At 70.6% G+C, this 14,415-nt stretch carries 13 protein-coding genes; 5 read left to right on the top strand and 8 right to left on the bottom strand.

The window, feature by feature from the left end:
• Positions 1-33: 33 nt before the first annotated feature.
• Positions 34-1,221, bottom strand: a complete 1,188-nt coding sequence (locus ACZ7CH_RS29530; protein WP_360390865.1) for an MFS transporter — start codon at positions 1,219-1,221, stop codon at positions 34-36.
• 105 nt (positions 1,222-1,326) lie between these two features.
• Between ACZ7CH_RS29530 and ACZ7CH_RS29525 the strand changes: the two genes are divergently transcribed.
• The 3 genes from ACZ7CH_RS29525 to ACZ7CH_RS29515 are packed head-to-tail and all read left to right on the top strand — an operon-like array spanning position 1,327 to position 4,239.
• On the top strand, positions 1,327-1,998 hold the full coding sequence (locus tag ACZ7CH_RS29525) for a FadR/GntR family transcriptional regulator (protein ID WP_470370756.1): 672 nt from the start codon (positions 1,327-1,329) through the stop codon (positions 1,996-1,998).
• Positions 1,999-2,041: 43 nt separating this feature from the next.
• Positions 2,042-3,145: an epoxide hydrolase family protein gene (locus ACZ7CH_RS29520; RefSeq protein WP_360390870.1), complete on the top strand. Its 1,104-nt coding sequence runs from the start codon at positions 2,042-2,044 to the stop codon at positions 3,143-3,145.
• Positions 3,142-4,239 (top strand): winged helix DNA-binding domain-containing protein, encoded by a 1,098-nt coding sequence (locus ACZ7CH_RS29515; protein WP_470375436.1) that lies wholly within the window; start codon positions 3,142-3,144, stop codon positions 4,237-4,239. Before ACZ7CH_RS29520 ends, ACZ7CH_RS29515 begins: the two co-directional genes overlap by 4 nt.
• Here the strand turns inward: ACZ7CH_RS29515 and ACZ7CH_RS29510 are convergent.
• Positions 4,214-5,113: a LysR family transcriptional regulator gene (locus ACZ7CH_RS29510; RefSeq protein ID WP_470375435.1), complete on the bottom strand. Its 900-nt coding sequence runs from the start codon at positions 5,111-5,113 to the stop codon at positions 4,214-4,216. The genes ACZ7CH_RS29515 and ACZ7CH_RS29510 overlap by 26 nt on opposite strands.
• Before the next feature lie 73 nt (positions 5,114-5,186).
• Here ACZ7CH_RS29510 and ACZ7CH_RS29505 point away from each other — a divergent pair, with 73 nt between their 5' ends.
• The gene (locus tag ACZ7CH_RS29505) at positions 5,187-6,080 is read left to right on the top strand and encodes an EamA family transporter (RefSeq protein WP_360390878.1); all 894 of its coding nucleotides are present in this window, start codon (positions 5,187-5,189) and stop codon (positions 6,078-6,080) included.
• Here the strand turns inward: ACZ7CH_RS29505 and ACZ7CH_RS29500 are convergent.
• Positions 6,004-7,503: a cobyric acid synthase gene (locus ACZ7CH_RS29500; RefSeq protein WP_458434328.1), complete on the bottom strand. Its 1,500-nt coding sequence runs from the start codon at positions 7,501-7,503 to the stop codon at positions 6,004-6,006. The two genes, ACZ7CH_RS29505 and ACZ7CH_RS29500, sit on opposite strands and share 77 nt — an antisense overlap.
• Here ACZ7CH_RS29500 and ACZ7CH_RS29495 point away from each other — a divergent pair.
• Positions 7,502-8,212, top strand: coding sequence for an alpha/beta fold hydrolase (locus tag ACZ7CH_RS29495; protein WP_458430632.1), 711 nt, complete (start codon positions 7,502-7,504; stop codon positions 8,210-8,212). The two genes, ACZ7CH_RS29500 and ACZ7CH_RS29495, sit on opposite strands and share 2 nt — an antisense overlap.
• On the opposite strand, the gene map is transcribed toward ACZ7CH_RS29495, so the two are convergent.
• From map to ACZ7CH_RS29470, 5 genes are all read right to left on the bottom strand, one after another.
• Positions 8,199-9,056, bottom strand: a complete 858-nt coding sequence (gene map, locus ACZ7CH_RS29490; RefSeq protein WP_360390883.1) for a type I methionyl aminopeptidase — start codon at positions 9,054-9,056, stop codon at positions 8,199-8,201. The two genes, ACZ7CH_RS29495 and map, sit on opposite strands and share 14 nt — an antisense overlap.
• Positions 9,057-9,173: 117 nt before the next feature.
• On the bottom strand, positions 9,174-10,958 hold the full coding sequence (locus ACZ7CH_RS29485; RefSeq protein WP_458430631.1) for a penicillin-binding transpeptidase domain-containing protein: 1,785 nt from the start codon (positions 10,956-10,958) through the stop codon (positions 9,174-9,176).
• A 19-nt stretch (positions 10,959-10,977) separates the two neighbouring features.
• A complete protein-coding gene (locus tag ACZ7CH_RS29480; RefSeq protein WP_470375434.1) occupies positions 10,978-11,829 on the bottom strand; it encodes a GNAT family N-acetyltransferase in 852 nt (283 codons plus the stop codon).
• Between the two features lie 198 nt (positions 11,830-12,027).
• Positions 12,028-13,158 carry a flavodoxin-dependent (E)-4-hydroxy-3-methylbut-2-enyl-diphosphate synthase gene (gene ispG / locus ACZ7CH_RS29475; RefSeq protein ID WP_360391496.1) on the bottom strand — a complete coding sequence of 377 codons (1,131 nt, stop codon included), beginning with the start codon at positions 13,156-13,158 and terminating at the stop codon, positions 12,028-12,030.
• Between the two features lie 46 nt (positions 13,159-13,204).
• A complete protein-coding gene (locus ACZ7CH_RS29470) occupies positions 13,205-14,413 on the bottom strand; it encodes a M50 family metallopeptidase (RefSeq protein ID WP_360390891.1) in 1,209 nt (402 codons plus the stop codon).
• Positions 14,414-14,415: the final 2 nt, after the last annotated feature.

Genomic DNA, 14,415 nt, shown 5'->3' with positions numbered 1-14,415 from the left:
GCGAACGCCGTGCTTCTCGATTCCTGACCGAAGCTAGACGTAACGGGGACGGCCGGCGACCCAGCCGAGCGCCGTCAGCGCGGCGAGCAGGACGAGCTGCAGCACCAGCGACACCGTCCACGACCCCGTGGCGTCGCGCAGCAGGCCGAACGCGAACGGCCCGGAGGCCGCGATGAGGTAGCCGAGGCTCTGGGCCATCGCCGACAGCCGCGCGGTGTCCGTCGTTGACTTCGTGCGCAGCGACATCATCAGCAGCGCCAACGGGAACATGCCCATGCCGAACCCGATCAGCACCATCCACAGGCCGGGGGCGGCGGCCGGTGCCACGAGCATCCCGAGGATTCCCGCGAACGACAGCACGCCCAGCACCAGCACCATCGGGCCCTGGCTGGAGAACCGGGCGGCGATCGGCGGCACGAACAGGCTCACCGGCACGCTCAGCAGCATCGAGACCGCGAGCAGCAGGCCGGCGGTGTTCCGGTCCACGCCGGCGTCGACGAGCATCGCGGGCAGCCAGCCCATGACGGTGTAGGCGAACAGCGACTGCAGGCCGAAGAACACGGTGATGACCCACGCGAGCGGGCTGCGCAGCAACGAGCGCTTCTCCGCCGGGGTCGCCGGCTTCACGACCGTGGCGGAGGAACCGTGCCGGGCCGCGGCGGACCAGACGAGCACCGCGCCCAGCGACAGCAGCGCCCACGAGCCGACCGCGAGGCGCCACGAGCCGAGGAGGTCCTCCAGCCGGGGCGTGAGCGCCGCGGCGAGTGCGGCACCCGCGGCGAGCGTTCCGGTGTACACGCCGGTGAGCAGGCCGACGCGGTCCGGGAACGACGCCTTCACCACCACGGGGATCAGCACGTTGGAGACCGCGATGCCCGCGCACGCGATGAAGGTGCCACCCAGCACGACCCACGGGCCGTCGACCACGCGCAGCACCAGGCCGAGCGTGAGCACCCCCAGTGACAGCCCGATCGCGCGGGCCATGCCGAGGCGGCGGCTGAGCCACGGCGCCGCGAACGCCGCGAAGCCGAAGCACAGCGCCGGAACGGCCGTCAGCGCGCTGGTCCACGCGGCGGAAACGCCGAGGGCGGCGCGGACGTCGCCGAGTACCGAGGCCAGACTGGTGACCGCTGGGCGGAGATTCGCCGCCGCGAGGGCGACCCCGACCGCGAGGAGCGTGGACCCGACCAGCGGAACGTGACGATTCTTGACGACCGTCACCCTGCGACCCCGATCGGTGGCAGTCTGTGCGGCACTAGTCGTCTGCTGGATCGTCACGCGCACCACTATCGCAGACATGGGATGTTCGGATGAAAGGATGACGCTGTGCCGTTGGCCACTACCCGACGGACGGGCCTCGTCGACCAGGTGATCGAGCAGATGAGAGGTGCGATCACCAGCGGCGAATGGCCCGTCGGGCAGCGCATCCCGCCCGAGCCCGAGCTGGTCACGGCGCTCGGGGTGGGTCGGAACACGGTTCGCGAGGCCGTGCGGGCGCTGTCGCACGCAGGCCTGCTGGAGGTGCGGCAGGGCGACGGCACGTTCGTCCGCGCCACCAGCGAGATCTCCGGCGCCGTGCGCCGGATGTGCGGAACGGAGCTGAAGGAGGTCCTCCAGGTCCGCAGGACGCTGGAGGTCGAGGGCGCACGATTGGCCGCCAAGCACCGCACCGACGCCGAGCTGGCACAGCTCACCGAGCAGCTGCGCCGGCGCGACGCGGCGATGGAGGCGCAGGAGTGGGCGGAGGTCGTCGAGCACGACACCGCGTTCCACGTGCTGCTCGTGCGGTGCTCGCACAACACGCTTCTAGCCGAGCTCTACCAGGGCTTGACCGAGGCGGTCAAAGCTTCGGTGGCGGCCTCTGTGGACACCAGCCAGCCCGGTCGTGACCAGGTGTCGCACACCGGGCTGCTGCACGCGGTCCGCGACGGCGACCAGGAGAAGGCGGCGATCGAGGCGGGCGGGTTCTTCGAGGAGCTGATCGAGAAGTTCTGCTGAACGCGGACAGCACCTGTCCGCACGAGCTCATAGCGTGGGGGCCATGGAGATCGCGCCGTTCCGACTCGAGATCCCGCAGGCCGAGGTCGACGACCTCCGCTCCCGGCTGGCGAACACCCGCTGGCCGGAGGACGACCTGCCGGGCGTCGGCTGGTCCTACGGCATCCCGCTGAGCTACCTGCGACCGCTCGCCGACTACTGGGCCGACGGGTTCGACTGGCGTGCGCAGGAGGCGCGGATCAACGCCCACCCGCAGTTCACGACGGAGATCAGCGGGCAGCGCATCCACTTCCTGCACGTCCGCTCGCAGAACCCGGACGCGCTGCCGCTGCTGCTGGTGCACGGCTGGCCCGGCTCGTTCGTCGAGTTCCTGGACGTCATCGAGCCGCTCTCGCGGGACTTCCACCTGGTCATCCCCTCCATCCCCGGCTTCGGCTGCTCCGGGCCGGTGAAGAAGCCCGGCTGGAACGTGCTGCGCATCTCGTGGGCGTTCGCGAAGCTCATGGAGGGCCTCGGCTACGACCGCTACGGCACCCAGGGCGGCGACTGGGGCTCCGGCATCGCGCAGGAGATCGGCCGCGTCTTCCCCGAGCAGGTCGTCGGCGTGCACGTGAACATGCTGCAGACCTTCCGGCCGCAGGGCGTCAACGACCTCTCACCGGAGGAGCTCGGGGCGCTGGAGTCGCTCGACCACTACCAGAAGGAGCTCTCCGGCTACATGCACCAGCAGCGCACCCGCCCGCGGACGCTGGCCTACGGCCTGACCGACTCCCCCGTCGGCCAGCTGGCGTGGATCGCCGAGAAGTTCCACGACTGGACCGACAACGACGGCACGCCCGAGAGCGCCGTGGCGCGCGACCACGTCCTCACGAACGTCTCGCTCTACTGGTTCTCCCGCACGGCCGGCAGCTCCGCCGCCCTCTACAAGGAGCAGGCCGCGTCCTGGGGCAACCAGCAACCCACCACGGTGCCGACCGGCGTGGCCGTCTTCCCTCACGACATCAGCCGACCGGTGCGGTCGCTCGCGGAGAAGATGATCCCGACGATCGTGCACTGGACCGAGTTCGACCGCGGCGGGCACTTCGCCGCGATGGAGGAACCGGACCTGCTGGTCCAAGACATCAGGAAGTTCTTCGGCTCACTGTGACCACTCTTTCGAACCGCACGCTCAACCGGACGCTGCTCCAGCGGCAGCTGCTGCTGGAGCGCACCGACATGCCGATCGTGGCCGCCGTCGAGCACCTCGGCGGACTGCAGGCCCAGGCCCCGATCCCGCCCTACCTCGCCCTGTGGACCCGGCTCAAGCCGTACAGGGTCGACGCGCTGAGCAAGCTCATCATCGACCGCTCGCTGGTGCGGATGACGTTGTGGCGCGGCACATTGCACCTGATCTCGGCGGATGACGTCCACCTCATGCGCACGGCGTTGCAGCCGGAGCTGAACAAGTGGGCGAAGATCGTGATGCCGCCCGCCACCCGCGTCGAGATCGACCTCGAGAAGCTGGCCCGCATCACCCGCGAGTACATCGACACCGAACCGCGCACGGTCGCGGAGATCGGTGCCCACCTGGAGGAGCACTTCCCCGAGGCCAGGGCGCGCGAGCTGTCCACCCAGGCGCAGATGCTGGTGCCGATGGTCCAGGTGCCCCCGCGCGGCATCTGGGGCGTCGGCGGGGTGCCGCAGAACGTCGCGATGGCCACCTGGCTCGGCCGGGAGCTGCCCTCGTCGGCCGACGTGCCCGAGCTGATCAAGCGCTACCTGCGCGCGTTCGGCCCGGCGACGCTCGCGGACATGCAGGCGTGGTCGCGGCTGATCGGGCTCAAGGCGCACGCCGCCGGCCTCGACCTCGTGGAGTACGAGAACGAGGACGGCAAGGTCCTCTACGACGTGCCGGACGGCGTGATCGTCCCCGCCGACACCCCCGCGCCCGCCCGGCTGCTGCCCGCGTTCGACAACGTCCTGCTGGGCCACGCCGACCGCACCCGGATCATGAGCGAGGAGGCCCGCTCCCGCTGGGGCGCGGTGCGCAACGGGGTGTTCCCGCCGACGTTCCTGGTCGACGGGTTCCTGCGCGGCACGTGGAACGTGGTGGAGACCAGGGACACCGCGACGCTGACGATCGAGCCGTACTTCAGGACCACCAAGAAGGACCTGGCCGGCGTGGAGCGGGAGGCGAAGGCGGTGCTGAAGGTGATGGCGCCAGGGAAGGAGCACGTCATCGAGCAGCGGCAACCTGCCTGAGCACGTCGAGCGCCGCGGTGATCGCCGGGCGGCGCGAGGCCTGCGTGCGCCAGATCGCGTAGAGCGTGCGGGTGGGGGCGGGCCGCATCGGGACCGCCCGCACGTTCTCCGGCACGACCCCCCTGCCCAGCCGCGGGATCAGCGCGACCCCGATCCCCTTGCTCAGCAACGCGAACTGAGTCTGGTACTCGCTGACCCGGTAGGCCAGCTCCGGTTCGATGCCCGCGCCGTGGAACGTCCGCACCAGCCAGTCGAAGCAGATCGCCCCCTCCGGCTGGCACATCCACCGCTCGCCCGCCAGGTCGGCGGGCACCAGGAACTCCTTGTCCGCCAACGGGTTCGACGCCGGCACCAGCACCTCGGCGAGGTCTTCGCACAGCGCCACCCGCGACAACGAGTCCGGCACCGGCAGCGGCGTGTTCTCCCAGTCGTGCACGACCGCCAGGTCGAGCTCTCCGCGTGCCACGGCCTCGGTCGCGAGCGGCGGGTCGATCTCCTTCATCCGCACGTCCAGCGCGGGGTGCTGCTCGGCGAGACCGACCAGGACGTCCGGCAGCACCCCGCGCGCCGCCGTGGCGAACGCGCCGATGCACAGCCGGCCGACCGCGGCACCGCGGTGCTCCTCCAGCGCCACCTCGGCCTCTTCGACGAGCTTCAGCACCTGCCCGGCCGTGTCGGCCAGCAGCAGCGCGGCGTCCGTCAGCGCCACCCCGCGGCCACGCCGTTCGAGCAACGTCGTGCGCGTCTCGCGTTCGAGCTTCGCGATCTGCTGGGAGACCGCGGACGGCGTGTAGCCGAGCACGTCGGCGGCCTCGCCGACGGTCCCGTAGGTCGCGACGGCGTGCAGGGCCCGCAGGCGTCCGAGATCGAGCATGTAGCGATGCTAAACCCAATACCCCACGACTTGGAACTGGTGCTAAACAGTCGTGCGGCGCACGCTGGGCAGCGTGAACCCACGCCACGTCCTGCTCGCCGTGCTGGTCGCCGCCATCTGGGGCTTCAACTTCGTCGTGCTCAAGGTGGGTCTCGACGAGTTCCCGCCGATCCTGTTCTCCGCGCTGCGCTTCCTCGCCGCGGCGGTGCCGGCGATCTTCTTCGTGGGCCGGCCGAGCGTCGCGTGGAAGTGGGTGGTGGCGGTCGGGCTTGTGCTCGGCGTCGCGAAGTTCAGCTTCCTGTTCATCGGCCTGCACGCGGGCATGCCCGGCGGGTTGTCGAGCCTGGTGCTGCAGAGCCAGGTGATCTTCACGGCGGTGTTCGCGGCGGTCGTGCTGCGCGAGCGGCCCAGACCCGTGCAGGTCACCGGCATCGCGCTCGCGGTGGCGGGCATGGGGATCATCGCGTGGGACTACGGGCTGTCGTCACCGCTGCTCGGGTTCGTGCTGGTGATCGCGGCCGCGGCGTGCTGGGGCGTGTCCAACGTGCTGATGCGCTACGCGCGGCCCGCGGACACGTTGCGGTTCATGGTGTGGGTGAGCGCGGTGGCGGTGCTGCCGCTGTTCGCGCTGTCGGCGCTCACCGAGGACATGAGCGCGCTGGGCCGCATGGACTGGGCGGGCGTGGGCGCGATCGGGTACGTCGCGTGGGTCTCGACGCTGCTCGGGTTCGGGATCTGGGGGTTCCTGCTGCGCCGCTACGAGTCGTCCGTCGTCGCGCCGTTCTCGTTGCTGGTGCCGGTGTTCGGGATGTTCTCGGCGTGGGCGTTCCTGGGCGAGGACCTGACGGCCGTCCGCGCGGCGGCCGGTGGGCTGGTGCTGGCGGGGCTCGCTATCCCGCAGCTGGTGGGGCGCCGGGCGGCACGAACGGCAGTCCCGCCGGAACCCCTCGTTCCAGCAGGTCGGTGACGGCCTTCGTGTCGAGGTGGTCGGCGACCAGGTCGCCCAGCAGGTCGAGCTGGGCCTCGCGGGCGGCCTGGAAGCTCACCTCGCCCGGCACGAAGTCGCGCCCCGACCGGTCCGCCGCCCACCGCAGGAACCGGCGGCGGAACCCGTCGTTCTCCAGCAGGCCGTGCCAGTGCGTGCCCAGGACGCGGTCGGTCTCGGCGCCCTCGTCACCGACGAGCGGGCGTTCCCCGCTGCGCACGACCTGGCCGTGGTGGATCTCGTAGCCCGTGACCGGCTCGCCCCACGCCACGTCCGACGGCCTGGCCAGGGTCTTGCGCGCGGCGAAGCGGACGTCGACGTCGAGCAGGCCGAGCCCGTCGACCGCACCGTCACCGGACTCGACGTCGTCCTCGATGCGCCGGGACAGCATCTGGAACCCGCCGCAGATGCCGAGGACCGGGCCGTCGAACCGCGAGACCGCCTCGGCCAGGCCCGTTTCCCGCAACCAGCGCAGGTCCGACACGGTCGCCTTGGAACCGGGCAGCACCACCAGGTCCGCGTCCGCCAGCCGGGACGGCTCGGTGACGAACCGCACGGACACACCGGGTTCGCAGGCCAGCGCCTCGACGTCGGTGGCGTTCGAGATGCGCGGCAGCCTGACCACCGCGACCCGCAGCCAGTCGCGCACCGGTGGCAGCGGCCGGCCGATCACGCCGTCCGCGGTGTAGGACAGCGAGTCCTCCGCGTCGAGCCACAGCTCCTCCCGCCACGGCAGCACGCCCAGCACCGGCCGCCCGGTGAGGTGGCGGAGCTGGTGCAGCCCGGGTTCGAGCAGGCGCGGGTCGCCGCGGAACTTGTTCACCACGAACCCCGCGACCAGCGCCTGGTCCGCCGCGTCCAGCACCGCCACCGTGCCGAAGAGGTGAGCGAGGACACCACCGCGGTCGATGTCACCGACGACGAGCACGGGCAGTCCGGCGCGGGTGGCCAGGCCCATGTTCGCGATGTCGTTGCGGCGCAGGTTGATCTCGGCCGGTGAACCGGCGCCCTCGCAGACCACGACCTCGTGGTCGCGCCGCAGTCCGTCCAAAGTGGACAGCACGGTGCCGAGCAGCTCCTGCTTGCGCTCGCGGTAGCTCAGCGCCGAGACCTCGCCCCGCGCCTCGCCGAGCACCACCACCTGGGACGTGCGGTCGCTGCCCGGCTTCAGCAGCACGGGGTTGAAGCGCACGCTCGGCTCCTTGAACGCCGCCCGCGCCTGCACCGCCTGCGCACGGCCGATCTCGCCGCCGTCGAGCGTGACGAACGAGTTGTTGGACATGTTCTGCGCCTTGAACGGCACGACGTCGACACCCTGCCGCGCCAGGAACCGGCACAGTCCGGCGACCAGGACGCTCTTGCCCGCGTCCGAGGTCGTCCCACAGATCAACATCGCACCCCGCATGGACGCCAATGCTGCCATCATCACGGGCATGGTCACCGTCGTGCTCATGCACAGCCCTTTCCTAGGCCCGTCGAGCATGCGTCCGCTCGCCGACGAACTGGCCTCAGACGGGGTGGCGGTGCTCCTGGTGGACCTGCAGATGACGGTGAACGAGGCCCCGGTGCACCAGCGGCTGATCGGCGCGTTCGCGGACGCGCTGGAGGACTCGGGTGTCGCCGGACCGCTGGTGCTGGTCGGGCACAGCGGCGCAGGTCCGTTGCTGCCGGGGTTCGCCGACGCGCTGGAGACCGAGGTGGCGGGGCTGGTGTTCCTCGACTCCGACCTGCCGACGCCGGGCAGGGCGTGGCGCGACACCGTCGACCCGGCGCTGGTCAGCCAGGTCAAGGCGTCGGTGCGCGACGGCAAGCTGCCCCGCTGGGACCGCTGGTTCGACACCGACCCGCTGACGCTGGTGCCCGCTGAGCTGCGCGGGGAGATGCGCGACGAGGCGCCCGAGGTGGCGTGGGAGTTCCTGAAGGAGCAGCGGCCGGTCGTGGAGTGGGACGGACCGTGCGGGTACGTGCTGCTGTCGGCGGTCTACGAGGACGCGGCGGACGCGGCCGAGAAGCTCGGCTGGCCGGTCGAGCGCGTCGAGTCGCACCACCTGGCGGCCGCGACGTCGCCCTCGGCGGTCGCGGCCGCGCTCAAGGCCGTCCTCAGCAGACTGTGAGGATCTCCGAGCCGGTCTCGGTGACGACGATGGTGTGCTCGAACTGGGCGGTCCAGCTCTTGTCCTGGGTGGTGACGGTCCAGCCGTCGTCCCACATGTCGTGCTCGAAGCCGCCGAGCGTGATCATCGGCTCGATCGTGAACGTCATGCCCGGTTCGAGCACGGTCTTCATCGACGGCTCGTCGTAGTGCAGCACCACGAGGCCGCTGTGGAAGTCGCGGCCGATGCCGTGGCCGGTGAAGTCGCGGACCACGCCGTAGCCGAAGCGGTTCGCGTACGCCTCGATGACGCGGCCGATGACGTTGATCTCCCGGCCCGGCTTCACGGCCTTGATCGCGCGCATGGTCGCCTCGTGCGTGCGCTCGACGAGCAGCTTGGCCTCCTCGGAGACGTCGCCCGCGAGGAAGGTCGCGTTCGTGTCGCCGTGCACGCCGCCGATGAACGCCGTCACGTCGATGTTCACGATGTCGCCGTCCTCGACCACCGTCGAGTCCGGGATGCCGTGGCAGATGACCTCGTTCAGCGAGGTGCAGCACGACTTCGGGAAGCCCCGGTAGCCCAGCGTCGAGGGGTACGCGCCGTTGTCGCACAGGAACTCGTGCGCCACCGCGTCGATCTCGTCCGTCGTGACGCCGGGGACGACGACCTTGCCGGCCTCCTGCAGCGCCTGGGCGGCGAGCCTGCCCGCGACCCGCATGGCCTCGATGATCTCCGGCGTCTGCACCCACGGGTCGTTGCCGCGCGTCGGCGCGGGCTTGTCGACGTACTCGGGGCGAACGATGCGTGACGGCACCGGACGACGTGGAGATTGCACACCGGGTTGCAGCGGAGCACGAACAGCCATGGTCTCCACCCTACTGGGCGACGACGGAACCGCCTCGGACCTGGTCCTGCACGTGCGGCCACTGCCGTTCCGCGCGGAGCAGGCGTTCCCGCAGCGCGGAGAGGTCGTCAGGGCTCATCACGGCACCGCCTGGAGGAACCGCGCAGCGACGTCCACCGCCGGGGTGGAGGTCTCCCCGCTGAGCACCAGGGTCGCGAACGCGAGATCACCCCGGTACCCCATGAACCACCCGTGTGAGTGCACGCCGTCGCCGAACTGGGCGGTACCGGTCTTGCCCCGCACGTCCCCGTACGGCTTGAGCTGTGGTGCGGTGCCGTAGTCGACGACCTCGCGCATCATCTGCCGCACCGGGTCGAGCGCCGTGGGCGGGGCGGGCTGCTTGTCGGCCTTCGTCTCCTTGCCGCGCACCAGCTGCGGCGTCGGCATGGACCCCTTCACGATGGACGCGGACACCAGCGCCATGCCGAACGGCGAGGCCAGCACCTTGCCCTGGCCGAACGCGTCCTCCGCGCGTTCCACGACGTCCTGCGCCGGCGGCAGCGAGCCGGTGATCGTGGTGAGGCCCTGGATGTCGAAGTCGACGCCCAGGCCGAGCGACAGCGCGGTGTTCGTGAGCAGGTCGGCCGGCATGTCGACGGCGAGCTGCGCGAACGTGGTGTTGCAGGAGAACGCGAACGCCGAGCGCAGCGGGATGGTGCCCTTCTCGAACTCGTTCGAGTTCGGCACGACCCGGCGGCCCGCGATGGTGGTCTTGCCGGGACACGGCAGCGGGGTGTCGGCGGTGGCCTGACCGGACTGGACAGCGGCGAGCGCCGTCACGGCCTTGAACGTCGACCCCGGCGGGAAGCGGCCGGTCAGCGCCAGCGCCCCCTGCGCGTCGGCGGCCTCGTTCTGCGCGACGGCCAGGACGTCACCGGTGGACGGCTGGAGCGCGACGAGCATCGTGGGCTGCTGCAGCGGCTCGACGGCGTCCTCCGCGGCGGTCTGCACGATCCGCGACAGCGCGGTGCCGATCGCCTTCGCCGGCTCGGGTGCCTGCTGGTGCAGCTCGTCGACCTCGGCGCCCTGCGCGTTGACCGTGGCGACGCGGAAGCCGGTGTGGCCCGCGATCTCGTCCTCGACGGCCTTGCGGATCGCGGGCAGCACCTGCGAACCGAACGTGCGGCTGGGTGCGAGCAGTGAGGTCTGCGAGCTGAACCGCACGCCGGGCAGCTCGTAGATCTTCGGCTTCACGGACTGGTAGTCCGGGTCCCGCAGCGCCGCGACCTGGTAGGCCTGCCCCTCCGGCGTCTTGGCCGCGCCGTCGGTGATGGACTGCTGGGTGATCGCCTTGTCGAGCGGGTTCAGCGCCTCCCCCAGCGCCCTCGCGACGGCGGCGACGTCACCGGCCTCCTTGGGCACCAGCAGCACCGACACGACCCGTTCCGGCGAGAGCAGCGGCGTCCCGTCGCGGTCGAGCACCGGCGCGGGGTCGGGCCTGAGCTCGGTGAGCTTGACGGTCTGCTGTGGAGCGAGCTTGGGATGCGGCACCGACGTGGCCCAGCGCACCTTCCAGGCGTCGCCCTCCCGCCGGACCTCGAACTTCGTCGGGTACGACCAGTGCCGCCCCTTGCCGAGGTCCCAGTCGAGCGAGACCGACGCCTCGGCCGCCGTGTCGCCGTTGTTGCGGATCTGGTCGACCTTGCTGGTCAGCTTCTCCGGCTTGAGCGCACCGCGGAACTTCTCCAGGGTCTCCTTGGCGTCGGCGGGGTTGTCGGTCAGGTTCGCCGCGCCCTGCACGTCACCGGAGGCGAGCTTGCCCAGGAAGTCGCCGGTGATCTCCGGAGCGCCGGGTTCGTCCTCGAACAGCCCGCAGCCGCTCACCGCCACCAGGACCGCCGTGGTCATCGCCAGAAGTCGCACGGCCGCGAGTATGCCCGTTTCAGAAGAGGACCGTGGCGTACTGCCCGACCTGTTCGAACCCGATCCGCCGGTAGGCGGCCTGCGCCACGTGGTTGTAGCCGTTGACGTAGAGGCTCGCCGTGCGGTCCAGGTGGTGCACGAGCCGGCTGGCCACCGCCGCCGTTCCCGCCGTTCCGAGCCCCTCACCCCGCCGTTCCGGTCGCACCCAGACCCCCTGGATCTGCCCGACCCGCTTCGACATGGCCCCGATCTCGGCCTTGAAGACGACCTCGCCGCCCTCGAACCGGGCGAACGCCCTCCCCGCCGCGATCAGCTCGCTCACGCGGGCCCGGTAGCCCGCGCCGCCGTCCTCCGCGCACGGGTCGATGCCGACCTCTTCGATGAACATGGCGATCGCGGCCGGCAGGTACCGGTTGAGCTCGCTGGGCCTGACCTGCCGCACCATCGGGTCCGGCGCGACGTCGGGGGTCCGGCTGAGCGCCATCAGCGGCTGGTCACCGCGCACCTCGCGGGCCGGTCCCCAGTCGCTCTGCAGCTCGTCCCACAGCGTCAGCACCTGCTCGGCCGGTCCGACCAGGCTGGAGCACATGCGGCCCCTCCTGCGCGCCCGGTCCGCGAACATGCGGATGGCGCTGGGGCTGCCCCGCAGCGGGATGAGGTTCGGCCCGGAGAAGCACAGGCCGTCGACCTTGCCGCGCATCGGCCGGGCGTCCGACCCCCACATCTCGCCCCCGAGGCGCCACGGGTCGAGACCGGCGGTCTCCACCCTTGCCGCGACCATGCACGCGGCCACGGGGTCGCTGTCGAGCACCCCGCGCACGTCGATCAGGTCGCGCTCGTCGAGCACGCGCGCTCCGGCCAGCCTCAGCACGTCATCCAGCGTGCCAGATTTGCCGCGCGTGTGGGATCAGCCAACAGTGCGGCCTGATCGTGACTGACCGCACTGCGAGTACCCCCAACTCATGATCGTTCCGCTCATGACCACACCCAACTAGTTCGACGATCGCCGAACTGGTTGGGTGCGGTCACGAGCCTGTTGATGTTGAGTTGGGGGTGCTCGCAGACGCCGTCAGCCGACCGTGACCGCCGGAGTGCCGCCCTCGACGGGCTCCATCTCCTCGGCGAGGCGCATCGCCTCCTCGATCAGCGTCTCCACGATCGCGTGCTCGGGCACGGTCTTGATGACCTTGCCCTTCACGAAGATCTGGCCCTTGCCGTTGCCCGACGCGACGCCCAGGTCGGCCTCGCGGGCCTCGCCGGGGCCGTTCACGACGCAGCCCATGACGGCGACGCGCAGGGGGACCTCCATGCCCTCGAGACCGGCCGTGACCTGCTCGGCGAGGGTGTAGACGTCGACCTGGGCGCGGCCGCAGGACGGGCAGGACACGATCTCCAGCTTGCGCGGGCGCAGGTTGAGCGACTGGAGGATCTGGTGGCCGACCTTGATCTCCTCGACCGGCGGTGCGCTCAGCGACACCCGGATCGTGTCGCCGATGCCCTGCCGCAGCAGCGCGCCGAAGGCCACGGCCGACTTGATGGTGCCCTGGAACGCGGGACCGGCCTCCGTCACGCCGAGGTGCAGGGGGTAGTCGCACTGCTCGGCCAGCAGCTCGTAGGCGCGGATCATGACGACCGGGTCGTTGTGCTTGACCGAGATCTTGATGTCGTGGAAGTCGTGCTCCGCGAAGAGCGAGGCCTCCCACATCGCCGACTCAGCCAGCGCCTCCGGGGTCGCCTTGCCGTACTTCTGCAGCAGCCGCGGGTCGAGCGAACCCGCGTTGACGCCGATGCGGATCGGGGTGCCGTGGTCCTTGGCGGCGGCCGCGATCTCCTTCACCTGGTCGTCGAACTTGCGGATGTTGCCGGGGTTGACGCGCACGGCGGCGCACCCGGCCTCGATGGCGGCGAACACGTACTTCGGCTGGAAGTGGATGTCCGCGATCACCGGGATCTGCGACTTCCTGGCGATGGCGGGCAGCGCGTCCGCGTCGTCCTGAGACGGGCAGGCGACGCGCACGATGTCACAGCCGGCCGCGGTGAGCTCAGCGATCTGCTGGAGCGTCGCGTTCACGTCCGACGTGAGCGTCGTCGTCATCGACTGGACGGAGACGGGGAACTCGCTGCCGACACCGACGTTGCCCACCATCAGCTGCCTGGTCTTGCGACGTTCCGACAGCACCGGCGGCGGCAGTGCCGGCATTCCGAGCATCACGCCGTCACTCATGGGTTGTGCACCTTTCCGTAAGTCACTGCAACCTGATCGGGTTGACGATGTCGGCGGTCACGGTCAGCAGCGTGATGGCGCCGCCGAGGAAGATGACCACGTAGGTGAGCGGCAGCAGGCGCATGTAGTTGACCGGGGCGCCGGCGGGTTTCCCGCGCAGCTTCCTCACCCAGTCTCGCACCCGTTCGTAGAGGTTGACGGCGATGTGACCACCGTCAAGCGGCAGCAGCGGCAGGAGGTTGAACACACCCACGAAGAAGTTCAGACCCGCGAGCATGAGCACGAAGAACGCCCACAGCCCGCGCTCGGCCGCGTCACCGCCCAAGCGGGAGGCACCGACGACGGAGATGGGGGTGTCCAGGTCGCGTTCGCCGCCGCCGATGGCCTTGACCACGGCCGGGATGCGCTCGGGGAAGCGCATGAGGCCCTTCCAGGTGTTCACGAACATGTCGCCGGTGAACGCCACGGCCGCCGGGACGGCCTCGACCGGCCCGTAGGTGAACGACTCCTTCGGCAGCACGCCGATCGCGCCGATCTCCTTGGTCTCCTTGCCGCCCTTGCCGTCGGTGAGGGTCCGGGTGACCTTGGCCACGTCGACGGTGACCGTCATCTCCTTGCCGTCGCGCAGGATCTTGAACTCGGTCGGGCCGGTGCGCTCGCGGGTGACCCGCTGCATGTCCGGCCACGTCGGCGTCTGCTGGCCGGCGATCGCGACGATCTCGTCACCGGGCTGCAGGCCGGCGTTCCTGGCGGGTGCGGGCGAGCCGGACGGGCACGAGCCGTCGGTGACGTTCGCGACCGGCACGCACGGCGTGACCTCCTGCAGCACCGGGAGGCCCTTGTTGTTCGGCAGGCCCAGCGACATCGCGAGGACCAGCAGGATGATGAAGCCGAGGATGAAGTGCGTGATGGAGCCCGCCGACAGCACGACGACGCGCTTCCACACCTTCTGGTTGTAGAACGCGCGCTTGCGGTCGTCCGGGTGCACCTCCTCCAGCGCCGTCATGCCGGTGATCTCGCAGAAGCCACCGGCCGGGATCGCCTTCAGGCCGTACTCGGTCTCGCCCTTGCGGAACGAGAAGAGCTTCGGGCCGAACCCGATGAAGTAGCGCGTGACCTTCATGCCGAAGGCCTTGGCGGTCAGCAGGTGCCCGAACTCGTGCAGCGCGATCGAGACCGCGATGCCGAACGCGAACAACAGCACCCCGAGGATGTTGATGAATGTGTTCACGG

The sequence above is a fragment of the Lentzea sp. NPDC037011 genome, from assembly GCF_055607425.1.
This window is presented reverse-complemented; position numbering and strand designations above follow the sequence as displayed.

Excerpts from the sequence above, each read along its gene's own strand:
- ACZ7CH_RS29520 (WP_360390870.1), top strand. The coding sequence starts at position 2,042 with ATGGAGATCGCGCCGTTCCGACTCGAGATCCCGCAGGCCGAGGTCGAC.
- ACZ7CH_RS29510 (WP_470375435.1), bottom strand. The coding sequence starts at position 5,113 with ATGCTCGATCTCGGACGCCTGCGGGCCCTGCACGCCGTCGCGACCTAC.
- ACZ7CH_RS29495 (WP_458430632.1), top strand. The coding sequence starts at position 7,502 with ATGGACGCCAATGCTGCCATCATCACGGGCATGGTCACCGTCGTGCTC.
- ACZ7CH_RS29500 (WP_458434328.1), bottom strand. The coding sequence starts at position 7,503 with ATGCGGGGTGCGATGTTGATCTGTGGGACGACCTCGGACGCGGGCAAG.
- map (WP_360390883.1), bottom strand. The coding sequence starts at position 9,056 with ATGGCTGTTCGTGCTCCGCTGCAACCCGGTGTGCAATCTCCACGTCGT.
- ispG (WP_360391496.1), bottom strand. The coding sequence starts at position 13,158 with ATGCCGGCACTGCCGCCGCCGGTGCTGTCGGAACGTCGCAAGACCAGG.